The organism is Frondihabitans cladoniiphilus, from assembly GCF_039544345.1.
Taxonomy (GTDB): Bacteria; Actinomycetota; Actinomycetes; order Actinomycetales; family Microbacteriaceae; genus Frondihabitans; species Frondihabitans cladoniiphilus.
Map to the genome: position 1 here is coordinate 189771 of NZ_BAABLM010000001.1, position 22704 is coordinate 212474.

The 22704-nt window shown below is 70.1% G+C and carries 18 protein-coding genes; 8 read left to right on the forward strand and 10 right to left on the reverse strand.

Annotation, left to right across the window (positions count from 1 at the left end; all coding sequences use genetic code 11):
- Window positions 1-10 precede the first annotated feature (10 nt).
- Window positions 11-1081, forward strand: coding sequence for a S24/S26 family peptidase (locus ABEA39_RS00905; RefSeq protein ID WP_345372134.1), 1071 nt, complete (start codon window positions 11-13; stop codon window positions 1079-1081).
- 959 nt (window positions 1082-2040) lie between these two features.
- Here the strand turns inward: ABEA39_RS00905 and ABEA39_RS00910 are convergent.
- From ABEA39_RS00910 to ABEA39_RS00930, 5 genes are read right to left on the reverse strand one after another with little or no spacing between them, the layout of a single operon-like run.
- Entirely contained in the window at window positions 2041-3999 is a 1959-nt protein-coding gene (locus ABEA39_RS00910; RefSeq protein WP_345372136.1) for a glycogen debranching N-terminal domain-containing protein, read from the reverse strand.
- Window positions 3996-4781, reverse strand: coding sequence for a Type 1 glutamine amidotransferase-like domain-containing protein (locus ABEA39_RS00915; RefSeq protein ID WP_345372138.1), 786 nt, complete (start codon window positions 4779-4781; stop codon window positions 3996-3998). Before ABEA39_RS00915 ends, ABEA39_RS00910 begins: the two co-directional genes overlap by 4 nt.
- Window positions 4778-5710, reverse strand: coding sequence for a carbohydrate ABC transporter permease (locus ABEA39_RS00920; protein ID WP_345372140.1), 933 nt, complete (start codon window positions 5708-5710; stop codon window positions 4778-4780). Before ABEA39_RS00920 ends, ABEA39_RS00915 begins: the two co-directional genes overlap by 4 nt.
- A complete protein-coding gene (locus tag ABEA39_RS00925) occupies window positions 5707-6804 on the reverse strand; it encodes a carbohydrate ABC transporter permease (protein ID WP_345372142.1) in 1098 nt (365 codons plus the stop codon). Before ABEA39_RS00925 ends, ABEA39_RS00920 begins: the two co-directional genes overlap by 4 nt.
- Entirely contained in the window at window positions 6801-8075 is a 1275-nt protein-coding gene (locus tag ABEA39_RS00930) for a sugar ABC transporter substrate-binding protein (protein ID WP_345372143.1), read from the reverse strand. The genes ABEA39_RS00925 and ABEA39_RS00930 overlap by 4 nt, the downstream gene beginning before the upstream one ends.
- Window positions 8076-8286: 211 nt before the next feature.
- On the opposite strand from ABEA39_RS00930, the gene ABEA39_RS00935 reads away from it, so the two are divergent.
- Window positions 8287-9315: a LacI family DNA-binding transcriptional regulator gene (locus ABEA39_RS00935; protein WP_345372146.1), complete on the forward strand. Its 1029-nt coding sequence runs from the start codon at window positions 8287-8289 to the stop codon at window positions 9313-9315.
- 851 nt (window positions 9316-10166) lie between these two features.
- Here ABEA39_RS00935 and cls read toward each other — a convergent pair.
- On the reverse strand, window positions 10167-11651 hold the full coding sequence (gene cls / locus ABEA39_RS00940) for a cardiolipin synthase (protein WP_345372148.1): 1485 nt from the start codon (window positions 11649-11651) through the stop codon (window positions 10167-10169).
- A gap of 149 nt (window positions 11652-11800) precedes the next feature.
- Here cls and ABEA39_RS00945 point away from each other — a divergent pair, with 149 nt between their 5' ends.
- Both ABEA39_RS00945 and ABEA39_RS00950 read left to right on the forward strand, forming a co-directional pair.
- Window positions 11801-13744 (forward strand): MDR family MFS transporter, encoded by a 1944-nt coding sequence (locus ABEA39_RS00945; protein WP_345372150.1) that lies wholly within the window; start codon window positions 11801-11803, stop codon window positions 13742-13744.
- Window positions 13745-13749: 5 nt separating this feature from the next.
- Complete coding sequence (locus ABEA39_RS00950) at window positions 13750-14373, forward strand: TetR/AcrR family transcriptional regulator (protein WP_345372152.1); 624 nt, start codon at window positions 13750-13752, stop codon at window positions 14371-14373.
- Between the two features lie 10 nt (window positions 14374-14383).
- On the opposite strand, the gene ABEA39_RS00955 is transcribed toward ABEA39_RS00950, so the two are convergent.
- Window positions 14384-15082 carry an SGNH/GDSL hydrolase family protein gene (locus ABEA39_RS00955; protein WP_345372154.1) on the reverse strand — a complete coding sequence of 233 codons (699 nt, stop codon included), beginning with the start codon at window positions 15080-15082 and terminating at the stop codon, window positions 14384-14386.
- 157 nt (window positions 15083-15239) lie between these two features.
- On the opposite strand from ABEA39_RS00955, the gene ABEA39_RS00960 reads away from it, so the two are divergent.
- Window positions 15240-15425: a hypothetical protein gene (locus tag ABEA39_RS00960; protein WP_345372156.1), complete on the forward strand. Its 186-nt coding sequence runs from the start codon at window positions 15240-15242 to the stop codon at window positions 15423-15425.
- A gap of 27 nt (window positions 15426-15452) precedes the next feature.
- On the opposite strand, the gene ABEA39_RS00965 is transcribed toward ABEA39_RS00960, so the two are convergent.
- Together ABEA39_RS00965 and ABEA39_RS00970 are read right to left on the reverse strand one after the other, a co-directional pair.
- Window positions 15453-16358 carry an SDR family oxidoreductase gene (locus ABEA39_RS00965; protein ID WP_345372158.1) on the reverse strand — a complete coding sequence of 302 codons (906 nt, stop codon included), beginning with the start codon at window positions 16356-16358 and terminating at the stop codon, window positions 15453-15455.
- A 9-nt stretch (window positions 16359-16367) separates the two neighbouring features.
- The gene (locus ABEA39_RS00970) at window positions 16368-18254 is read right to left on the reverse strand and encodes a thiamine pyrophosphate-requiring protein (protein ID WP_345372160.1); all 1887 of its coding nucleotides are present in this window, start codon (window positions 18252-18254) and stop codon (window positions 16368-16370) included.
- 214 nt (window positions 18255-18468) lie between these two features.
- Between ABEA39_RS00970 and ABEA39_RS00975 the strand changes: the two genes are divergently transcribed.
- From ABEA39_RS00975 to ABEA39_RS00985, 3 genes are all read left to right on the forward strand, one after another.
- On the forward strand, window positions 18469-19512 hold the full coding sequence (locus ABEA39_RS00975) for an Rv2578c family radical SAM protein (protein WP_425556910.1): 1044 nt from the start codon (window positions 18469-18471) through the stop codon (window positions 19510-19512).
- A gap of 875 nt (window positions 19513-20387) precedes the next feature.
- Window positions 20388-20528, forward strand: coding sequence for a hypothetical protein (locus ABEA39_RS00980; protein WP_345372164.1), 141 nt, complete (start codon window positions 20388-20390; stop codon window positions 20526-20528).
- 223 nt (window positions 20529-20751) lie between these two features.
- Entirely contained in the window at window positions 20752-21315 is a 564-nt protein-coding gene (locus tag ABEA39_RS00985) for a GNAT family N-acetyltransferase (RefSeq protein ID WP_345372166.1), read from the forward strand.
- 170 nt (window positions 21316-21485) lie between these two features.
- Here ABEA39_RS00985 and ABEA39_RS00990 read toward each other — a convergent pair whose 3' ends face one another.
- Window positions 21486-22664, reverse strand: coding sequence for a glycoside hydrolase family 1 protein (locus ABEA39_RS00990; RefSeq protein WP_345372168.1), 1179 nt, complete (start codon window positions 22662-22664; stop codon window positions 21486-21488).
- Window positions 22665-22704 lie beyond the last annotated feature (40 nt).

The following is a 22704-nucleotide window of genomic DNA, read 5'->3' on the forward strand; positions in this document are numbered from 1 at the left end:
AGGGACGGTCATGACGCGCTCGAACGCGGGTGACTGGACCCGTCTGATCGTCGCGACCGTCGCCCGGGGAGTCCTCGCGAGCATCCTCGGACTCGCCCTCTGGGCCGCGGTACCGGCCGTGATCGGCTGGCATCCGACGACGGTGATGACCGGTTCGATGGAGCCCCGGCTGGTACCGGGTGACGTCGTCGTGTCGCGCCCCGTGACCGCCGCGTCGCTCACGGTCGGCCGCGTGCTCCTGTTCGACGACCCGGACCACCCGGGCGAGCTGCGCCTCCATCGTTTCGTCCGGACCGGTCCGGGCGGCACCCTGATCACCAAGGGCGACGCCAACCGTCAGGACGACTCCACGCGGGTGGCCCGGGCCGCAGTGCGCGGGGTCGCGTTCATCCGGGTGCCGTTGGCCGGGCTGCCGGTCCTCTGGCTGCGCGAGGGGCGGGGGATGCTCGTGGCCGGCCTCGTCGCCGGTCTCGCGGTGGTCGCCTTCCTCACGACGATCGACCGCTCGTTGCGCCGCGCCCGGCCGATCGCGTCCGACGCGGCCCCCGCGGAGCTGCCCCGGGCCCGCCACTCCGGCCCGCACCACCTTCCCCCGACCCGGCGCGAGATCCGCCGCCGGGCTCGGCGGGCCCGACGCCTCGCCCACGCCGGAGCCCTCGGCGTGCTGCTGCTCGGTCTGACCGCCTTCTCCGCAGTCGTCCCGCCTGCGGCTCTCGCAGCCTCGTTCTCGACCACGACGTCGAATCCGACCTCCACGACGGCGGCCGCGTTCGCGGGGACCCCCACCGGCCTGACCTGTGCCAACAACGCCGACACGGTCAGCGTCACGATCTCGTGGACCTCGGCCAGTTCGCCGGGCACGACCTACGACGTGCTGAACGGCTCGACCGTGATCGCGTCGAGCACCACGACCTCGGCGGTGGTGACGACGAGCAGCGTCCTCGGGCTGGGGCTGCTGGCCTTCCCGCTGAACGTCCGGGCCGACGCCGCGCCGGTCGCCACGAACTGGACGGCCACCTCGACGACGCCCGTCTCGGTGCGCATCAGCGGCATCGGCACGGTGTCCGTGCGCTGCGCCTGACGCCTCGGGCCGAGGCCTCGGCGGGGGCAGCAATTTCGGCCGGGCGCCGCACTTCCGGCCGGGCCCGCACTCCGGGTCAGCCCCCGAGTCTCCGGTCGGCCCCCTTGCTTTCGGCGGCCCCCCTCACTTTCGGCAAGGCCCCGGCGTTCGGGCGAAGGACGCCCTCCGTTCCGGCAGCACCCCGCCGCTTTCCCGGCGGGTTCCTGCCGATTCGACGGGGGATCGAGACGGGGGATGCCCGTGCCGGCGGTGAGGCTTCTGTCGCCGCCGGTTCGGTGGTAGTGACCCCGTGCGACGCCCGCGCGTTCGGCCGGCCCCTTCGTTTCGGCGGGGGCCCGCGGGGCGGGCGTAGTGCGCCCTTCGTTTCGGCGGAGGCCCGTCGCATTCCCGACGGGTTTCTGCCGATTCGACGGGGGATGCCACGACGGGGGATGCCATGACGGGGGATGCCCACGACGGCGGATGCCCGTGCCGGCGGTGAGGCTTCCGTCGCCGTCGGTTCGGTGGCAGTGACCCCGCGCGTTCGGCCGGCCCCCTTCGTTTCGGCGGGGGCCCGCGGGGCGGGCAAAGTGCGCCCTTCGTTTCGGCGGAGGCCCGCCGCATTCCCGACGGGTATCTGCCGATTCGACGGGGGGATGCCATGACGGGGGATGCCCACGACGGGGGATGCCCGTGCCGGCGGTAAGGCGTCGGTCGCCGTCGGATCGGTGGCAGTGACCCCGTGCGACGCCCGAGCGTTCGGCCGGCCCCCTTCGTTTCGGCGGGAGCCCGCAGGGCGGGCGAAGCACGCCCGCCGTTCCGGCAGGGGCCCGCCGCTTTCCGGGCGGGTTTCTGCCGATTCGACGGGGCATCGAGACGGGCGAGGGGCGGGCGGGATCTCAGCAACGAGGGTCACGAGCCGAGGCGGCGTGCGCGAGATCGGCAGGCAAAGTCGCGGCGGAGCACGCCCAGGCCGCGAGTCAGGCGTCCGCCACAGCCGGCACGGGAGCGGCGACCCCGTGCAGCGCCCCCCACACCGTGACCGCTGCGGCCGCCGACCACGCCTGCGGCCGGCACGCGGCCGGGTACGGCACGGGCTGCGGGGTGTCGCTCGCACTCTCGCCGGAGTGCAGCTCGGGCATGCGGTAGCCGAACGTGGCGGCGGCTGCGAGCAGCCCGGAGGCGAGCATCCCCGCCTCGTCATCGAAGCCGTCGAGCGCCAACCCGCGGATCGCGATCGCCGTGTCGTGGGTCCACACGCTGCCGCCGTGGTAGCTCAGGGGCCAGTATCCGGCGGCGTCGGTTGAGAGCGTCCGGAGCCCGAAGCCGGACGACATCGTCGGCGAGACGAGGCGCGCCGCTACGAGGGCGGCTTCGTCGGGGGTGAGGATGCCCGTCCCGAGCACGTGCCCGGGGTTCGACGTGACCGTGTCGACCGGGTGCTTCCGTGCATCCAACGCGATCGCCAGATACGGGCCCTCTTCGTCGCGCAGCCAGAACGACTCGGTGAAGCGCTCTCGGAGGCGGAGTGCCCAGTCGCGCCAGTCGTCTGCCCCGGAGCGCCCGAAGCGATCGAGCAGCTCGGCGCCGTGCATCGCGGCCTCGTAGGCGTAGGCCTGCACCTCGACCAGGGCGATGGGCCCCTCGGCGAGGGCGCCGCTGCGCCACTGCACGCTGTCGCCGCTGTCTTTCCAGCCCTGGTTCGAGAGTCCGTGTCCCGTCTCGTCGACGTATTCGAGCAGGCCGTCGCCGTCGCTGTCGCCGTAGTCGCGCATCCAGGCCAGGGCGGACTCGAGGTGGGGGAGCAGGGCCTCGACCTCGTCGTCGGCCAGGCCCCAGGCCCAGGCGTCGTGGAGCAGGCAGATCCAGAGGGCGGTGGAGTCGACGGTGCCGTAGTACAGCGGCGGCAGGCTGATGCCCTCGCCGGGCAGGTTCAGCGTGTCGGAGCGCAACTCGTGCATGATCTTGCCGGGCTGCTCGGCGGTGGCGGCGACAGTCGTCGTGCCCTGTAGATGGGCGAGGATGCGCAGGGTGCCCCGGGCGATCTCCAGGCCATCGTCGAGGGGGAGCAGGAAGCGAGCCGCCCAGATCGAGTCGCGGCCGAAGAGCGTGAAGAACCAGGGGGCACCGGCGGCGAGGAAGACGTCGTCGGGACGGCCCGTCGTCGTCAGACGGAGGGCGTCGAGGTCGTCGAGGGCGCGGCCGAGCCAGCGGGCCAGCCGGTCGTCGGAGGGGGCCGGGTCGAGGGGCCGCCAACGGGCGGGGGAGACGACGCCGGCCACGACGGCGGTGGCGACCGCGGCATGCAGATCGAAGCCGACCGTCGTCGAGCCGTGGGCCGGGACCGTCACGCGCCACATCAGGACGAGATGCCCCTCGCGCTGCGTCAGGGCGGCGCCCCGGGCATCCACCGTGGCCGTGGCGGTGTCGGAGCGCCAGGCGGCGTACGGCCCGGCACCCGTCGGGGCGTCGGGGGCGACGGCCGGGTCCAGAGAGACGGTGGGATGCGCATCCCCCGCTTGACCGGCCTTGATCGACTCCATGGTGGTGAGGTCGGGGCGCAGGGTGATCTCGACGGTGGTCTCGATGGGCTCGGCCAGCCTCGAGGTGACGGTGACGCGCTCGTCGACGCCGTCCACCCGGGCCGTGCGGCGGTGGCTCAGGCGGACGTCGGGGTCGGCGCCCGGAGCGTCGAGGCCGCGGGCGAGCGACTCGAACCGCGCGGTCGAGGCGTCGACCGGGACCGTGGCGATGAGCTCGGGATGCACGCCGCCGACCGTGAGGCCGAGCCCGGCGACGAGTCGCAGGTCGCCGGAGTAGATGCCGTGGATGGGCGCGCCGCCGAGGGTGCCGTCGGAGGCCGACCACACCTGCACGGGAGCGCGCAGCACCACGGTCTCCTGGTCGAGCAGCGGCTGGAGGAGGGGTTCGGGGGTCATGCGCGGGGCTCCTGGATCGAGTCGAGAGAAGAAGGGGGCGAGCGGAGGACGCGGGGGTCGAGTGCCTCGGTGACGACGCGGTCGCCGTCGCGCCTCACGCGGAGGACCCGGCCCTCGGGGCGTTCCGAGACGACGTCGACCAGGGCGGGTCCCGCGCCGTCGTCGCGATAGACGACTCCGGTCCCCTCGTCGAGCGCGATCCCGCCGGCCAGTACTCCCGCTCTCACGCCCTCCTCGTAGGCGGGAGCGCGGGTGGGATCCGAGTCGTAGTGGACCGCGAGCGAGCCCTCGACGAACCCGAGTCCGTTGGCGACCACGTCGGCGGTGGGGCCGAACGAGGTCGTGACGCCGCCGGTGTGCCAGCAGAGGCCTCCCGCGGAGCCCCCGGCCAGTACCACCCCCGCTCGCCACGCGTCGTGCAGCACCTGCGGCAGCCCGTGCGCCCGCCACACGGCGAGCAGGTTCACGAGGCTTCCGCCGGAGACCCAGACCACGTCGGCCGTGCCGACCGCGGTGGCGAGCGAGGCGGTGTTGACGCGCGGGAAGAACCGGAGGTGGGATGCCTCGACCCCGGCCAGGCGGGCCGCCTCGAGTTCCTGCCCCTCGACGAAGCGCTGATCGCCGCCGGCGGTGTTGACGTGCAGCACGCGGGGTGCCCGGCTCTCGGGCACCCGGGCGAGCCGGATCGCCTCGAACAGCAGAGGGCCGTAGACGGCGTCGGTCCAGGTGCCGGGGTTGAGCCCGCCGCAGGTCGCGAGGATCGTCGGTGCGACGGCGGTCACTCCTTGACCGCCCCGTCGCTGGTGTTCATGATGCGCTTCTGGAAGACGAAGAACATCACGGCGACCGGGATGGTCATGATCGCGGCCGCGGCGAGTTTGAGCGGATACTGCGTGCCCTGGCTCAGCGAGCCCGACGCAAGGCCGGCGACGCCCTTGGTCAGCGTGGTGAGTGCCGGGTTCTGCGTCGAGATGATGAACTGCGAGAGCTCGTTCCACGAGCCCTGGAACGACAGGATGATGATCGTCACGAGGGCCGGGCGAGCCATCGGCAGGACGATCGACCAGAAGATGCGGAACGTGCCGGCGCCGTCGATGGACGCCTGCTCCTCGACCGACTTCGGGATCGACTCGAAGAAGTTCTTCATGATGAACACGCCCGCCGCGTCGACCAGGAGCGGGACGATCATCCCCGGATACGAGTCGTACATGCCGAGCTGGTTCAGGACCAGGAACTTCGGGATCATCAGCACGACGCTGGGCACGGCCATGACGGCCACGAGCCCGGCGAAGATGACGTTGCGGCCGCGGAAGTCGAGCCGGGCCAGGGCGTAGCCGGCGAGCGAGTCGAAGAACACCCGCCCCACCGTGACGAAGACAGCGACGATGGCCGAGTTCTTGATCCAGACCGGGAAGTCGCTGTTGAGGAACAGGGTGTGGAAGGCCGCCGTCGTCCAGTTCTGCGGCAGCAGGGACAGCGGGTCGACGGCTGCGTCGGGCTCCGTCTTGAAGGCGGTGGCGACGTTGATGAGGAACGGGAAGATGTAGATCACCGCGATGATGATCAGGACGAGGTACAGCACGACGGAACCCGCGATCAGCCGACCGCCCCGACCCGCGCGCTTCGGCGTCGGGGCGTGCCTGCTCGGGTCGGTGGTCGTGCCGGGCAGGACGACGGCGTCGACGTCGCCCGGGGGGACGAGGGTGCTCATCGCACGGCCTCCTTCTGCGGGGCGGTGGTCGGGCCGTGAAGGGCCGGATCGTAGGCGCGCAGCCGTCGCCGCGACACCTTGTGCTCGCGGAGGACGGCGCGCTGGACGATGGTCAGCACGACGATGATGACGAACAGGATGAACGCGATCGCGGCGCCCTGACCCCATTGCTGGTTGCCGAAGGCCGACTGGTACGAGAGGTAGGAGGGCGTCAGCGTCGTGTTCTGAGGAGCCCCCTTCGTGCCCGTGTAGATCTGGTCGAAGATCTGCCAGGTGCCGATGAGGCCGAGGGTCAGCACGGTGAACAGGGTCGGGCGGAGCTGGGGGAGTGTGACTCGCCAGAACCTCTGCCACCCGTTCGCGCCGTCCATCATCGCGGCCTCCGTCACGTCGCCGCCGAGGTTCTGCAGCGCCGCGAGGAACAGGAGCATGAACGTGCCGCTCGTCGTGAAGATCGCCATGAGGATGAACGCGCTCATCGCCACCGACGGCCCGGCGAACCAGTCCCACCACGAGACGCCGAGCGCCGTGTGCTGGGTGAGGGCCGTCGGCCCGGTCTTCAGGCCGAACAGACCGAGGAACAGGTGCACGATGCCGTCGGGGTCGTTGAACCAGTTCGGGCCGTGCAGCCCGAGGTACGACAGCGCCTTGTTGACGGCACCGGTCGTCGAGAAGAGGAACAGCCAGAGCACGGTGATCGCCACCGAGCTCGTGACCGACGGGAAGTAGAACGCCGTGCGGAAGAAGCCACGGCCGCGCCGGATGCTCCGGTTGACCAGCACGGCCAGGAACAGGGAGACCGCCGTCTGGATCGGCACGACGAAGACGACGTACCAGGCGTTGTTGCGGATGCTCACGCCGAAGTTCGTCTCGGCGAGACTCCCGCCCGACAGGAGCTGCTGGTAGTTCTTCGTGCCGATGAAGTTCACTCCCGCCGAGAACGGCGATCCGTTGCCCGACCAGTCCGAGAAGCTGACCCAGAGGGCCATCAGCACGGGGATGAGGAGGAACAGTCCGAGGACGACGAGCGTCGGCGAGACGAAGAGCCAGCCGGCGAGTCCCTCACGCCGGGGCGCCCTGCGCGCCCGGGTCATTTGCTGGTCAGCAGGGCCTGGAAGTTCTTCTGGAACGTGCCCAGGAGGGTCTTCGGGTCCGCGGTCGCGAGCGAGGGGAGTTGGGCGTCGAACGCCGTGATCACGTCGGCGGCGCCGACCTGGTTGGGGACGCCCTTGGCGAACTTCACCGAGTCGAGGAACGGCACCAGGGCCGGGTTCTGCTGCTTCCACGTGGTGGCGGCCGACTGCACGGACGGCAGGACGCCGAACGACTTCGAGAAGCTGAGCTGCTGTTGCGTGCTCGTGAGCTGCTCGACGAGCTTCAGGGCCGCGGCCTGGTTCGGGCTCGCCTTCGCGATGCCCCAGCAGTTGGTGAACTGCATGGTGCTCTTGCCGGCGGGGCCCGCGGGCAGTTCGGCCACCTTGTAGTGGATGCCCGGGTAGTCGGTCTGCAGGGCGCCGGTGATCCAGTTGCCCTCGACGGTCATCGCCGCGAGGCCCTTGCCGAACGACTCGCCGCCCCAGCCGGTGCCCTGGTCGGTGGAGAACTTCGCGTCGCCGCTCTTCAGCAGGTCCTGGACGTAGGACAGGCCCTTGGCGTTGGCGCTGGAGTCGAGCGTCGCGTCGGTGCCGGCCGCGTTGGTGACGCTGCCGCCGGCCTCCTGCATGAACGCGCCGAGGCGCTCGTACTGCGGGCTGACGGCGAGGCCGACGTGGTCGGACGTGGTCAGCTTGGCCGCGACGGTCTTCAGCTCTGCCCAGGTGGTCGGGATGTCGGAGTCGGTGAGGCCGGCCTGCTTCCACATGTCCGTGTTGATCACGAGACCGAGCGTCGAGAAGTCCTTCGGCGCGCAGTAGAAGGTGTCGTTCACCGTGAAGCTCTTGACGAGCGTCGGGTAGAAGTCGCTCTTGTTCTTCAGCAGGTTGCCGTACGGCAGCAGCGAGCCGTTCTTCGCGAGCCCGGCGACCGCGCCGCTGGCCACGTAGAAGACGTCGGCCGGCTTGCCGGAGGCGAAGCCCTGGGCGAGCTGCTGGTCGAGGTCGGATGCCGGGGTCACGCTGGCCTTCGTGCCGCTCGACTTCGACCAGGACGAGACGGCGTCGGTGACGGCCTTCGTCTCGGCCGGGCCGCTGGACCCGATGAGCACGCTCAGGGCCGTGTTCTGGTGGGTGAGGGCGCCGGCGCTGGCGCCGGTGGACGAGCCGGAAGTGGAGCTCGAGAATCCGGACCCGCAGGCGGTGAGGCCGACGGCCGTCGCCGTGACCACCGCCCCGAGGGCGAGGAGGCGGAAGGGGGTGCGTCTTTGCATGGTGGTTCTCCTGTTCGGTGCGGGGCTGCGCGACTCTGCGACGAATTCGATCGTTCAACCTTAAGGGTGTTTGAACGATCAAACACCCTGACAATAGAATCGGATCCGCGCACGTGTCAAGACGCGGGCGGTGCATCCCCCGCTCTGTTCTCGGCCCTTCGAGGGTCGGGTAACGTACGGGAGAAGTTCAGGCGACGACGAGGAGGCGGCCATGACCCGTCAACCCACCGTGCTCGACGTCGCCGAGATCGCCGGCGTGTCCCGCCAGACCGTCTCGAACGTGCTCAATTCGCCGCACATCGTGCGCCCCGACACCCGCGAGCGCGTCGAAGAGGCCATCAAGCAGCTCGGTTACCGACCGCATGCGTCGGCCCGGCGGCTGCGCACGCGCAAGAGCTCGACCATCGGGATCCGTCTCGACCCGGTCACGAACGGCATCTCCGGGTCGGTGCTCGATCGCTTTCTCCACGCGTTGACCGAGCAGGCCGACGCCTTCGGCCTGCGGGTGCTGCTGTTCACGGCCAGAGACCCCGACGACGAGATCGCCCAGTTCGAACGACTCCTCGACGGGGCCGACGTGGACGGCTTCGTGCTCACCTCGACCACCTACGAGGATCCGCGCACCGAGTGGCTCCTCGAGCACGACGCCCCCTTCGTCACCTTCGGCCGGCCGTGGGGAGCCGCCGACGTGTACGACCCGCGCCACCGGTGGGTCGACGTCGACGGCCACCACGGTGTGGCCGAAGCGACCCGGGGGATGCTCGAGCTCGGCGTCTCTCACGTGGCCTACCTGGGCTGGCCCCCGCCCTCCGGCACGGGTGACGAGCGCCGCCTCGGCTGGCGCGACACGATGCTCGCCGCACCCGGCCTCGGCCTCCGGGAGCCCGACCTCGACGCCCTGGAGATCGCCTGCGAGGACGGGGTCGAACAGGGCTCCACGGCAGTGCGAGCCCTTCTCGCGCGGGGCGTCCGGGTCGACGCGGTCGTCTGCGCCAGCGACTCGCTCGCCCTGGGTGCTCTGATGGTGCTCGGCACGTCGGTGCCCATCGTCGGGTACGACAACACACCCGTGGCCGCTGCGGTCAAGCTCTCGAGCGTCGAGCAGCCGCTGGAGCAGGCGGCCGGGGCGGCGCTGGAACTGTTCCGCGCCGTCGGGCCGCGCGGCGATTCGTTCGACCCCGACGGGTCGGCGAACGATCCCGACCATCGGCTCCTGCGGCCGCGGGTCTTCTGGCGGTAGTCATAGGGGAGTGCCGGGCGGTGTCACTCGCTGCTCGTCCGGAGCTGCACCCTGCCCGTGCGGAGCTGCACCCCGGTCGCGCGGAGCTGCACCCTTCTCGCGCGCAGCCGCACCCTGCTCGCGCGGAACTGCACCCCTGTGGCGCCACCGCACCCCGGTCGACAGGGGGTCCTCCGCGGGTTCGGGGGTGCGGGTGTGGCCGGTGCGGCGGCGCGCTCATTCGCGGCGTTCGACTTCGGCGCGAACCCGTCGGATCGGCCAGCACCCCACGATTCGGCCAGCGCCCATCGGATCGGCACGGATCGCCCGTCCTTTCGGCGTGCCCCCGTCGACTTTCCGGGGGGATGGTGCCGGTTCGAAGGGGCACTGCTGCGGAACGGCGGCCCGGGACCTCGGCCGCGGGTGCCTGCGAGAGGCCGCACCCCGCTCCCGTGGAGCCGCACCCTGCCCGCGCAGACCCGCACCCCTGCAGTGCCGCCGCACCCCGCTCGCGGCGAGCTGCACCCAGACCGCGCGGACCCGCACCCCTGCCGTGCCGCCGCACCCCGGTCGACAGGGGATCCTTTGCGGGTTCGGAGGTGCGGGTGTGGCCGGTGCGGCGGCGGCGCACCGCCCTCGGCCCGGGTCGGCTGCGCTTGCGGGGGTGCGGGTAGAGGCATGAGCGTTCCGGTCGCTGCTCGGAGCGGATCCGCCCCCCCCACCGCAGACACCCGGCCCGACGCGGTTCGGCCGTACCGCCAGGTCCGCGGCGCTGGCACCATGGCCGAACCGCGTCGCCTCACGCCCCGGCCGCAGCGGCCCGCGCCGCCGCCACCGCAGCAGCCGCAGCGACCAGCGCCGCGGCAGCCGCCCTACTGCACCGAAGCCGTCAGCCGCGCGATGTTGTCCAGCACCTGGATCGGAGCGGGACGCGCCAACCAGTTCTCGAGGGTGACCTCGCGCGAGACGGAGCGGTACTGCTCCTCGACCTCGCGCATCTTGTTGACGAAGCGCGAGCCGCGAACCAGCAGCGACACCTCGAAGTTCAGGCTGAACGAGCGCATGTCCATGTTGCTCGATCCGACGACGGCGACGTGGTTGTCGATCGTGAAGTGCTTCGAGTGCAGCACGGTCGGCTTCGGGTAGAGGAAGATGCGCACGCCGGCCCGAAGAAGCGTCTCGTAGTACGAGCGCTGGGCGTGGTAGACGAGGAACTGGTCGGCCACCTCGCAGGCGAAGAGCTGCACGTCGACACCCCGCTGGGCGGCAGTCGTGATCGCGTAGAGCATGGAGTCGTCGGGCACGAAGTACGGGCTCGCGATGATCAGCTTGTCTTGCGCGCCGTAGACGAGGGCGTTGAACAGGCGAAGGTTGTTCTCACCGTCGAACCCGGGCCCGGACGGCACGACCTGGCACTCGAGCCCTTCGACGGCGCCGGGTGACTGCGAGATGTTGCGAAGGCTCGGGGCGTTCTCGTCGCTCGGGCGGAGCAGCTCGTCGGTCTCGCTGTACCAGTCGGTGATGAAGAGCGCGTCGAGGCCCAGCGCGGCGGGGCCGTCGATCCGCATCATGAGGTCCTTCCACTGCAGGCCGCGGCGGATGTTGCCCTTCTTGTTGTAGCTGGGGTCGACCATGTTCTGCGAGCCGGTGAAGGCCACCTTGCCGTCGATCACGAGGATCTTGCGGTGGTTGCGCAGATCGGGCCGACGGAATTTGCCGCTGAAGGGATGCACGGGCAGCATCTCTTCGAACGGGATGCCGGACTCGCGCAGCCAGCGTCGCGCCTCCGGCCCCGCAGGGTTCCGGATCGTCGCGAAGTGGTCGTACAGCACCCGGACCACGACGCCTCGCGCCTTGGCGTCCGCCAGGGCGTCGAAGAACGCCCGAGTCGACTTGTCGAGGCCGAGGATGTAGAACTCGACGTGGACGTACTCCGTCGCCTCGCCGATAGCAGCGGTCATCGCCGCGATCGACTCCTGGTAGTCGGGGTGCAGCTCGACGGTGTTGCCCGGAATGAGCGGCATGGCACCGAGAGTGCGGTTGAGGGTGACGACCGAGCCGAACCACGGCGGGTTGGTGACCTTGTCGGACTTCGTGTCGATGGCGGCGGTTGCGTCGAGAATCAGGCCGTTGATCTCGCGCTGGCGGTCGCGCCGGTCTTTGGGGAGCTTGGAGCTGCCGAGGATGCCGAACAGCAGACTGCCGGGGATCGGCGAGACGAAGATCGCCAGGAGCCAGGCCATCGCAGAGCTGGGGCGCCGGTTGCGCGGCACGGCGAGCACGGCCACGATTCGGATGATCACGTCGACGACGAGGATCACGGTCGGGAAGGCTTTGAGGATCCTGCGCCACTTCATTGCAACATCATGTCAGCCCCCTCCGACAGGGGCCCGACGCATCCCCACGAAGAGGGGTGGTTTTGCACTCGACGAAATTGTGCGGAGTGTGTAATCTTTCTGAGTTGCATCTTTCGGCGCACGATCTCGACCTCCCCCTGAAGGACTCCATGACGACCACCTCCGCCCCCGCACGAGGGCAGTCCGGCGGCAGCCCCGCCACCGCATCGACCCCGATCATGAGCCACAAGCAGATCCTGCTCGTGATCTACGGCCTCATGGCCGGCATGTTCCTCTCCGCGCTCGACCAGACGGTCGTCGGCACCGCCATCCGCACCATCGGCGACGACTTGCACGGGCTGAACCAGCAGGCCTGGGTCACGACGGCGTACCTGATCGCCTCGACGATCACCACGCCGATCTACGGCAAGCTCTCCGACCTCTTCGGTCGTCGTCCGCTCTACATCTTCGGCATCAGCGTGTTCATCGTCGGCTCGCTGCTCTCGTCGTTCTCGACGTCGATGATCATGCTCGCGGCCTTCCGTGCGTTCCAGGGCATCGGTGCCGGCGCTCTGATGTCGCTGCCGCTGGCGATCATGGGCGACATCCTCGCTCCGCGCGAACGGGCCAAGTACCAGGGCTACTTCCTGGCCGTCTTCGGCATCTCCTCCGTCATCGGCCCGTTGATCGGCGGCCTCTTCGCCGGGGCGAACCAGGTGCTCTTCATCACCGGCTGGCGCTGGGTGTTCCTCATCAACGTGCCGATCGGCATCGCGGCGCTCCTCATGGTCATCGCGTTCCTGCACCTTCCGGCCTTCGGGGCCAAGAAGAAGCCGCGCATCGACTGGTTCGGCGCGACCAGCGTCATCGTCACGCTCCTCCCGCTCCTTCTCGTCGCCGAACAGGGCCGCACCTGGGGCTGGACCTCGATCGGGGCGATCGCCTGCTACGTCGTCGGCGCCATCGGCCTCGTCGGGTTCCTGGTGGTCGAGACGCTGATGAAGGACGACGCGATCATCCCCCTGAAGCTGTTCCGTTCGCGCGTGTTCTCGATGGCCACGCTGCTGGGCTTCCTCGTCGGCTTCGCCATGTTCGGCGCCCTCCTGACGATCCCGCTGTACCTGCAGATCGTCACCGGCCTGACCCCGACCGAGTCCGGCTTCGCCACGCTGCCGATGATCGGCGGTCTGATGATCGCCTCGATCGCCTCCGGTCAGATCGTCTCCCGCACCGGCCGCTACCGGATCTTCCCAGTCATCGGCACCGCGTTCACCTCGCTCGGGTTCTTCGTCCTGACCTTCATGACCATCGAGAAGCCGCTCTGGTTCCTCATGATCGGCATGTTCCTCATCGGCCTCGGCCTCGGTCAGCTGATGCAGACGATCACCCTGGCCAGTCAGAACTCCGTCGAGCCGCGCGACATGGGCGTGGCGACGAGTTCGTCCACGTTCTTCCGTCAGATCGGTGGAACGCTGGGCACGGCCATCCTCCTCTCGGTGCTCTTCTCGCTGCTGCCGGGCAACATCAGCGCGGCCATGGCGAACAAGACCGACCTGACCAGCGCCCTCGACGCCGCGATGAACCCGACGGTCGCCACCGCCTCGAAGAACACCGGCGTCATGAAGGAGATCTGGACCCCGATCGTCACCCCGGTCGAGAAGAACGTCCAGGCCGGCCTCGACAAGGCGACCGCGCAGATCACGTCGAGCGTCCCCGCCGCCGGGCAGGAGCAGGCGCTCCAGGCGGCCGCGACCAAGGCCCACGCCAGCGTCGTGAACGGCAAGCTCGCCGTCGACTACACCGACACCGCGCAGCGTCAGAACGTGGTGAACGAGGTCGTGCCGACCCTGATCAAGGAGCTCCACAAGGGCACCTCCGGCTCGAACGCCTCCTCGAGCGACGCCAGCGACACGTCGTTCCTCAACGGTGCCGACGCCCGCCTCACGAAGCCGTTCCTCACCGGGTTCAACGTCTCGGCCGTGCGGATCTACTGGGTCGGCCTCTCGGTGATCCTGCTCGCGTTCGTCCTCAGCTGGTTCTTCAAGGTGCCGCCGCTGCGCAAGCACTCGGCCCTCCAGCAGCAGGCCAACGAAGCGGCACCGGCAGCGGTCTGACGCTCGTGACCCTGTCGATCCACGACGCAGCGGTGGAGTCCGCCTCCTCGGAGGACTCCACCCTGCGGGAGCGCAAGAAGCGCCGCACGCGTCAGGCCATCCACGAGGTCGCGCTCCGCCTGGTGGCGGAGCACGGCCTCGCAGGGGTGACCATCGAGGCCATCTGCGCCGAGGCGGACGTCTCGCAGCGGACCTTCTTCAACTACTACCGGTCGAAGTCGGCGGCCGCCGTCGGCCTGGCCGGGCTTCACATCGGCGAGGATCGTCAGGCGCAGTTCCTGACCGGAGCGAAACTCGACCTCATCGACGACCTCTGCGTCCTCGTGGCGGGTGCCCTCGACGCCCCCATCGACCGTCGAGCCGTCCGCGAGCTCGTCGCTCTCCGACCCGAGCTGGCACCCGCGTTCATGCACGGCATGGCAGAACTCCACCAGGAGCTCGTGGCACTGGCCCAGCAGCGGGCGGATGCCCGGACCGCCCGGCTCGCCGTCACGCTCGTGATGACGTCCCTCGGCGAATCCGTGCACCTCGAGAAGGGCGGCGAGGATCCCGATGCTCCCCTCGCCGAGCGGCTCCGGTCGACGGTCGCCGCCGTGGCGGCCATGGCTCAGGAGTACGGCCGGGCCTGACGGAGCAGCGTCAGGCGGCCAGCTTCGCCGAGATCGTCGCCGCCAGGATCTTCTGACCTGCGGCCGTGGGATGCACGTCGTCGCTTTGCATGAGGTCGGCACGCCCGGCGAGCGGTTGTCCGACGTCGATCCAGGTGCCGCCGGCGGCAAGCACGGCCGCCTTGAAGTGCGAGTCGATGGCGGCGACCTGGGCGGGAGGCGTCGTGTCGCCCCAGAACGTGTTCACTCCCACGATGACGGCGCCCGGAAGCGATTTGCTCACGGTCGACACCAGTTCGTCGGTCGCCGCGTCGACCTCGGTCTGGCTCTCGCCGAGGTCGTTCGTGCTGCCGGAGAGCAGGACCACCGACGGGTCGAGCTTGACGGCCTGATCGGCCTGGGCCTGGAACGTGTCGTCGTCGTTGCCGAGCTGCACGTACCCCGTCCCGTCGCTGGCGAGGTTGTCGAGGCTCCAGCCCTGGGTCTTGGCCACGAGGGCGGGCCAGGCCTGGGCGGCGGTGAGCCCGTGGCCGTCCATGATCGAGTCGCCGATGGCGACCGCGACCGGCTTCGTGCCCATGAGAGAGGGCGTCTGCACCGTCTCGCTGGCCGAGGCCTTGCGCACCGCGCTCTGGTGGACGACGCCGCCGGCCACGAGGGCGCCGGCGACGACGATGACGCCGGCCACGAGCCCTCCGATTCGGCGGGGGCTACCGGTCAACCAGGACATGTCATCGACGCTAGGCTCCGCGACTATGAGGAGCCGGGGATCCGCCTGAGTACGGACCCGACGGGGTACAGGCCGTGCATCCCACCCTGAGACCTGTCGGGGGGCCCTGGAGCGTAGCGTTCAGGTGGTCTACGCAGCGAAGAGGAAGGAGCTGACGATGATCGGCTACATCCTCTACCGGGGTTCCGACGATCGACTCCTCCGACTCGACGGCCAACGGAGTTCGCGCAAACGACTGATCCGCGAGCTGGAGGACTCGGTTCCTCCGAACTCGCGGATCGTGGGGCTCGTGCTCTCGGGCAACGAGTCGCGTCATCTCCACCTCATCGACGAAGCCGCCTGAGGGTTCCCGAGCCGCCCGGTTCCGCCGCTAGGGCGTGACCATGCCGCCGTTGACGTTGAGCGTGTCGCCGACGACGAAGCTCGACTCGGCCGAGGCGAGGAACACGTAGGCGGGTGCGAGTTCGGCCGGCTGTGCGGCGCGACCCATCGGGGACTCGCTGGAGCCGAATTCGGGCAGCGATTCCGGATTCACCCCTCCGGTCACCTGGAGCACGCTCCACGTCGGCCCGGGAGCCACGACGTTGACGCGGATGCCGCGCCCCACGAGCTGCTGGGCGAGTCCCTTCGAGAAGTTGTTGATCGCGCCCTTCGTGGTCGCGTAGTCCAGCCGATCGGGAGCCGGCTTGTAGGCCTCGAGGGAGGCCGTGTTGATGATCGTCGAGCCCGGGCCCAGGTGGGGGAGGGCCGCCTTGATGATCCAGAACGGGGCGAAGACGTTCGTCTTGAACGTGAGTTCGAACTGCTCGTCGTCGATCTCCTCGATCTTCTCCTTCCAGACCTGCTTGCCGGCGACGTTGACGACGGCGTCGAGGCCGCCGAGCCCGTCGACGGCAGCGGCGACCAGCGCGCGGCAATGGGCCGGGTCGGTGATATCTCCCGGGAGGGCGATCGCCACCCGGCCGGCTTTCTCGATCTCGTCGATGACGTGCTGGGCGTCCTTCTGCTCCTCCGGAAGGTACGACAGGGCGATGTCGGCCCCCTCGCGGGCGTAGGCGATGGCGACCGCCGCGCCGATGCCGGAGTCGGCGCCGGTGATGAGCGCCTTGCGCCCTCGGAGGCGGTCGGTGCCGCGGTACGTCGATTCGCCCAGATCGGGCACCGGCGTCATCTCCGACTGGAGGCCAGGCTCGGGCTGCTGCTGCACCTCGGGGGAGATGTCCGGGAACCGGGTGCGCGGGTCGTCGAAGGTGTACTGGTCTCTGTCGTCGCTCATGTCGTTCTCCTACTTCTCGTCCGTGCCGACGTGCTTCGTGTCGTCGTGCTTCGTGTCGTCGTGCCTCGTGTCGTCGTGCCTGTCGCCGCCGAGGTGCAGCGCGCCCTTGACGCGGTCGAGCGTCTCGGAGGCGAACGCCTGGGCGGTGTCCTTCACCACGTCGAGCTCCACCGGGTCGCCCTTCAGCAGTGCCTTGGCGGTGTTGATGGCGTACTCGGCCGTGATGTGCGGCGGGAGAGGCGGCACGTTGCGGCTGACGTAGGCGTCGATCACGGTGAGGCCGTCGAAGGCGAAGGCGGCGGTGACGGCCGCCTCGACCTCGTCGTCGCTGTGGACCTGGATGCCCCGGAAGCCCAGCAGTTCGGCGTAGCCGGCGTAGTCCATCGTCTCGACGTCCTGCGAGCCGCGCCACATGGGGTTGCCGTCCTCGGTGCGCATCTCCCACGAGACCTGCCCGAGGTCGTCGTTGTGCATGATCACGACGACGAACTGCTTGTTCGCCCATTGCTTCTGGTACTTCTTCACGGTGATCAGCTCGTTCATGCCGAGCATCTGGAACGCGCCGTCGCCGATGGTGCAGACGACGGGACGATCGGGGCGGGCGAACTTGGCGGCGACGGCGTACGGCATCGCAGCGAGCATGGTGGCGAGGCGGCCGGACATGTCTCCGCGCATCCCCCGCTTCAATCGGATGTGGTGGCCGTACCAATCGGCCGTCGTGCCCGCGTCGGCCGTGACCGTCACGCCCTCGGGCAGGTGGTCGTTGACCGCCTGGATGACGCGCCGCGGGTTGACCCCGTCGTCGTAGACGATCTCGGCCTGCTTGCGCATCTCGTCCTCCCAGCCGCGCATCTCGTCGGCGATGCCCTCCTGCCACGAGAGGTCGGTCTTCTGCGTGAGGAGGGGGAGGACGGCTTCGAGGGTGGCGCCGACGTCGCCCCACACGTTGAGTTCCGTCGGGTACCGGATGCCCATCGACTCCGGTTTCAGGTCGACCTGGACGCCCCGCGCCTGGCCGTCCTTCGGCAGGTATTCGCCGTACGGGTAGTTGGTTCCGAGCAACACGATGGTGTCGCAGCGCTGGATCTGGTGGAGGCTCGGCAGGGAGCCGAGAAGCCCCACCTGCTGCGTGTGGAACGGCACGTCGGCGGAGATCACGTCTTTGCCGCGGAGGGCCGTGATGATGCCGGCCCCGGCCCGTTTCGCGGCCTCGAGCACGACGTCGGTGGAGCCCTGCGCGCCGGCCCCGACGAGGAAGGTCACCTTCTCGCCGGCGTTGATGATGTCGGCCATCCGCCGGACGACGGACGCCTCGGGGACGATGCGGGTCGAGGGCGCGGCACCGCTGGAGCGGGAGACCCAGTGGGCGACGGGAGGGCCGTCGAACTTCATCCCCTGGACGTCGTGGGGGAGGATCACGACGGCGGGCTGCTTGCGCAGGATGGCCGTGCGGAAAGCCGTGTCGACGACCGCCTGGACCTGCTCGGGAGTCGTGACGGTCTCGACGTAGCAGGCGACGTCGGCGAAGACGCGCTCGAGGTCGGACGTCTGCTGCGTGAAGGTGCCGATCGAGGCGAGGCCCTGCTGGCCGACGATGGCGACGACGGGCTGATTGTCCATCTGCGCGTCGTACAGACCGTTGATCATGTGAAAGGCGCCGGGACTCGAGGTCGCGACGCAGACTCCGACCTCGCCGGTGAACTTCGCGTGGGCCGTGGCCATGAGGGAGCAGATCTCCTCGTGGGTCGGGCGGACGTACTCGATCCCCGTGCCGTCGCGTTCGGTCTTGCCGAGTGCCCCGTCGAACTCGCCGATGCCATCGCCCGGGAATCCGAAGACGCGGCTGACCCCCCAGTCCTTGATGCGCTGGATCACGAATTCGCTGACGGTGGTCATGCTTCTCCTCAGAGTCGGTCTCTCCCTTGTATTCCTCGGTGGTGGTGGCGGCTGGGTGTCGTACCCCTGCGACGGGCCCGGCGGTGTCGGTGGTGCGAGGTACGGTTCCCGCATCATGAGTGACACGACTGGGTTCCGGGCGACCGGCACGGGTGCAGCTGGCGGCGCTGGCGCGGGCGCGGGCGCTGGCGCGAGCGCAGGTGCGGGCGCGGGCATGCGCTGGCAGGGGCAACGCGTGGACGCGTTCGACAGCGGCGCGCTGCCCGGGCTCGGGCAGGTCGCGGGTCTCGTCCGCAGTGTTCGCACGCCCGAGTTCCAGGGCATCACGTTCCACGAGGTGCTCGCGAAGTCGGCGCTCAACCACGTCCCGGCGACGGCGCGAGTCATGCCGGGCGAGTACACGATCAACCCCTACCGGGGCTGCTCGCACGCCTGCGTCTACTGCTACGCGCGTCCGACGCACGAGCACCTCGGCATGGGGCTCGGCGCCGACTTCGAGACGCAGATCGTGGTCAAGACCAACGTCGCCGAAGTGCTCCGGCGCGAGCTCGCCCGCAAGCGCGTGCTGCCCGAGCGGGTGGCCCTCGGCACGAACACCGACCCCTACCAGCGGGCCGAGGGGCGCTACTCGCTCATGCCCGGCATCATCGATGCGCTGGGGGATGCCCGCGTCCCGTTCTCCATCCTGACCAAGGGCACTCTCATCCGACGCGACATCGACCGCCTGCGTCGCGCCGCCGAGAAGGTCGACGTACAGCTCGGACTCTCGATCGCCGTCCTCGACGACGACCTGCAGCACTCGATCGAGCCCGGCACGCCGTCCGCTACGGCGCGCCTCGAGACGCTGAGGGCCATCCGGGCCGCTGGGCTCGACTGCACCGTCTTCGCCGCACCGCTCCTGCCGGGGCTCACCGACAGCGAGCAGCAGATCGACGCCCTGGTGGGGGCGCTCGCCGAGGCCGGCGCCACCCACGTGCTTCCGACGCTCCTCTACCTGCAGCCCGGCGTCAAAGAGCTGTACTTCGGCTGGCTGCAGCGCGAGCGTCCCGACCTCGTCCCCGGCTACCGGCGTCTCTACGCGAACGGCACGCAGGCCGACGCCGACTACCAGAAGCGGATCTACCGCCGGCTCCGCGACGCGCTGGTGCGGCACGGCCTGCCGATCCCGAACCGCGACACGCACGAGCTGTTCCAGTTGCGCGGCAAGCGGCCCGCGCCCCCGTCGCCCGAGAGCGCTGTCGCCCCGACGCTGTTCTGAGCGGCGCGGCGGTTGGCGCTAGCTCGCGGTGGTTGGCGCCGGCTCGCGCCCGCGCCGGCTCGCGCTCGCGCCGGCTCGCTCCAGTTCGCTCTGGGCTCGGGCTCGAATGGGCGGAATATGCCGCCGGGCGTGGGCGCTGCGGCCGTTGGCGCCCGCTCGGCGTCGATCCGACACGAGTGGCCCGGTCTCGACGGTCTCGACAGCCGGCTCCGGGTCGCGGGCTCACCCGACGCGCATCGCGCCCGCTCGCGCCTGCTCGCTCCGCGTCGACTCCAGAACATGCCGCTCATCTTCTGCGGCGGCCGCAGATTCTGGAGTCGGCGCGGGGCCGAGCCTGCGTCGACTCCAGAACATGCCGCTCATCTTCCGCGGCGGCCGCGGATTCTGGAGTCGGCGCGACCCAGTCGGGCTCGCTCGCGCCGTTGGGCTCGCTCGAGCCGCCGGGCCGCGGCGCCGTGGCCGTCCCGATCGAGGGGCAGCGAGGGGGCGTCGCGACTGGCAGGATCGCCGGATGAGGAGTTCTCGCTCGAGGCCGGCCCGGGCATCCCACGTTGCCGGTTCGGGTCTTCGTGCGCGTGTGCTGGCATTCAGCTTCACGGGAGTCTTCGCGGCCGTGCAACTTCTTACGCTGACCGACACCGACAGACGGGACCTCTCGACGTGGGCGGTGGCCACCCTCGTCTTCGTCGGCATTCCCGCGGCGTTCGCAGCCCGCAGCCTGCGGATGGGGCTCTCCCTCGACGGGCAGATCGTGGCTGTGACCTGGTTCCGCACGCGGCGCTGGAGTCCCGCCGACGTCATTTTCTGCTACGTCGGGCAGGCCGACTGGATGACCGGCAACGCCCTTCTCGAAGGTCGTCGCGGTGCAGGTCCGGGTGAAGGGTCGGACCCAGGACATCCGACTCGAGGGCTTGGTGGCGAGCCGGAAGAAGTGCGAGCGTCAGGTGGCGCTGGTGCAGGAGCTCGTCGAGGCGGCGAAGACGGACGCCGCTGCGCTCGCGCCCGAGCGCGGCTGACGGCACCTCGCGTGCGGCGAGCGATCCAGTCCGCGGAGTAGATCGCTCGCCGCACGCGAGGGTGCTCGCCGCATGCGAGGGTGCTCGCCGCATGCGAGGGTGCTCGCCGCATGCGAGGGTGCTCGCCGCATGCGAGGGTGCTCGCCGCATGCGAGGGTGCTCGCCGCATGCGAGGGTGCCCGCGGCAGGCAGCCGAACGACCCGACCGTGCCAGCATCGGAGGATGCCCCCGACGATCGACATGCTCGACCATGCCGGCCTGACCGCCCCCGACATCGCCGGGCTCCGCGCGCTCTTCGACGCCAAGTACCACGATGACTTCGGCGAATGGAACCCGGATCGGCCCTACGGCTATTCGCCCGCCGACTTCCACGTCGTCGCACGGCAGACCGACGCAGCGGGTGAGCGGATCGTGGGACACGTCGGAATCCAACGCCGCCGGATCCGGGTGGGCGAGGCCGAAGCCGTGATCGCGGGTACGGGCGGAGTCCTCGTAGCGCGGGATGCACGGGGCACCGGCCTCGGCGAGGTTCTTCTCGAGGCGGCAGCGCGAGCCACCGTCGAACGAGCCGACGCCGAGTTCGGCTACCTCGGCTGCCGCGAAGCGATCGTCCCGTTCTCCGAGGCGTGCGGGTGGACCCGCATCCACGCCGAAGAGGTCTGCCTCTCCCGCCTCGACGGAGTGACTCCCGTGGTGAGTACCGGTCCGCTGCTCATCCGCGGCGGGACGCGGCCGGTCGCCGACTGGCCCGCCGGACCCATCGTCCTGCGCGGCACCCCCTGGTGAGCCCGGCCGGCCGCCACCGCCGCCGACGGCACCTCGCATGCGGCGAGCGATCTAGTCCGCGGACTGGATCGCTCGCCGCAAGCGAGGGTGCTCGCCGCAAGCGAGGGTAGCCGCCGCAGCACCACCAGCCGCAGCAGCCCCCGGCCGCACCACCACCCCGGCCGCTACCGCTACCCCTCCAGCCCGTTCGCCCGCGCCACCGCCCCGTACCAGGCCGCGCTCGGCTTGGGGGTGCGCTCGAACGTCTGCTTGTCCCAGCCGATCAGGCCGAACGTCGGCGCGAAACCGCTCGCCCACTCGTAGTTGTCGAGGGCGCTCCAGTGCTGGTAGCCGAGCACCTCGATGCCGGACGAGATCGCCGCGTGGATCCCGGCGAGGGCACCCGTCGTGTAGGCGATCCGCCGAGTGTCATCGGCCGTCGCGATGCCGTTCTCGGTGACCATGACGGGCGTGTGGCCGCTCAGCTCCCACGCGCTGCGGATGCCGAGCTCGGCGGCCGGCGGGAAGAACTCCCACCCGGTGAGGGTCGTCTCGATGTCCGGGGACACGGGCAGCGGCCCCGACGGCCCGATGAACGTGCGCGTGTACGCCTGCACCCCGACGAAGTCGTCGCCCTGGGCGTTCTCGAGGTACCAGTCGTCGCGCGGGTAGCCGTATTCGCGCAGCTTCTCGTCGGCGCCGGGCTCGCCGGTCGACGCGAACGCCTGGGTGGCGACGGTCCAGCCGGTCTTGAGGCCGGAGACGGAGGAGAGCACCTCGCGGGACCGCCGGTGCGACGAGAGCAGGGCATCCGCCACGTCGAGGTCGGGGTTGGGCAGGCCGTACGCGACCAGGTTCGACGCGTCCTCCCCGCCTGCGAGCATGGCCGCGATGTTCGGCTCGTTGATCGTGCAGACGTAGTCGACGCCGCTCGACACGATCGGCAGCGCGATCTCGGTGTACCGGGCGAAGAGGTCGGCCGCATCGGGAGCCCGCCAGAAGCCGTCCCGCTCGAACCAGCGCGGCACGGTGAAGTGCATCAGCGTGACGACGGGGTTCAGGCCGAACTCGAGGGCCGTGTCGACCATCCGCCGGTAGTGGTCTATCTCGGCTCGCGAGACGAAGCCGCGCTCCGGCTCGATCCGCGCCCACTCGACGCTGAACCGGTACGAGTTGAGCCCCAGGTCGGCGAGCAGCCGCATGTCGTCGCGGAACCGGTGGTAGCTGTCGGCCGCATCGCCCGAGGGTTCCACGATCGTCGTGCCGGCCTCGTGCTCGTGCACCCACCAGTTGCTGTTGACGTTGTTGCCCTCGATCTGGTGGGCGGCGGTCGCGGCACCCCAGAGGAAGCCGTCGGGGAAGGTCAGCACAGAGAACTCCTAGAAGAAGAGAGAGGCGAGAGAACGGGGG

Excerpts from the sequence above, each read along its gene's own strand:
- ABEA39_RS00905 (WP_345372134.1), top strand. The coding sequence starts at position 11 with ATGACGCGCTCGAACGCGGGTGACTGGACCCGTCTGATCGTCGCGACC.
- ABEA39_RS00910 (WP_345372136.1), bottom strand. The coding sequence starts at position 3,999 with ATGACCCCCGAACCCCTCCTCCAGCCGCTGCTCGACCAGGAGACCGTG.
- ABEA39_RS00920 (WP_345372140.1), bottom strand. The coding sequence starts at position 5,710 with ATGAGCACCCTCGTCCCCCCGGGCGACGTCGACGCCGTCGTCCTGCCC.
- ABEA39_RS00925 (WP_345372142.1), bottom strand. The coding sequence starts at position 6,804 with ATGACCCGGGCGCGCAGGGCGCCCCGGCGTGAGGGACTCGCCGGCTGG.
- ABEA39_RS00930 (WP_345372143.1), bottom strand. The coding sequence starts at position 8,075 with ATGCAAAGACGCACCCCCTTCCGCCTCCTCGCCCTCGGGGCGGTGGTC.
- ABEA39_RS00935 (WP_345372146.1), top strand. The coding sequence starts at position 8,287 with ATGACCCGTCAACCCACCGTGCTCGACGTCGCCGAGATCGCCGGCGTG.
- cls (WP_345372148.1), bottom strand. The coding sequence starts at position 11,651 with ATGAAGTGGCGCAGGATCCTCAAAGCCTTCCCGACCGTGATCCTCGTC.
- ABEA39_RS00945 (WP_345372150.1), top strand. The coding sequence starts at position 11,801 with ATGACGACCACCTCCGCCCCCGCACGAGGGCAGTCCGGCGGCAGCCCC.
- ABEA39_RS00955 (WP_345372154.1), bottom strand. The coding sequence starts at position 15,082 with ATGTCCTGGTTGACCGGTAGCCCCCGCCGAATCGGAGGGCTCGTGGCC.
- ABEA39_RS00960 (WP_345372156.1), top strand. The coding sequence starts at position 15,240 with ATGATCGGCTACATCCTCTACCGGGGTTCCGACGATCGACTCCTCCGA.
- ABEA39_RS00965 (WP_345372158.1), bottom strand. The coding sequence starts at position 16,358 with ATGAGCGACGACAGAGACCAGTACACCTTCGACGACCCGCGCACCCGG.
- ABEA39_RS00970 (WP_345372160.1), bottom strand. The coding sequence starts at position 18,254 with ATGACCACCGTCAGCGAATTCGTGATCCAGCGCATCAAGGACTGGGGG.
- ABEA39_RS00975 (WP_425556910.1), top strand. The coding sequence starts at position 18,469 with ATGCGCTGGCAGGGGCAACGCGTGGACGCGTTCGACAGCGGCGCGCTG.
- ABEA39_RS00985 (WP_345372166.1), top strand. The coding sequence starts at position 20,752 with ATGCCCCCGACGATCGACATGCTCGACCATGCCGGCCTGACCGCCCCC.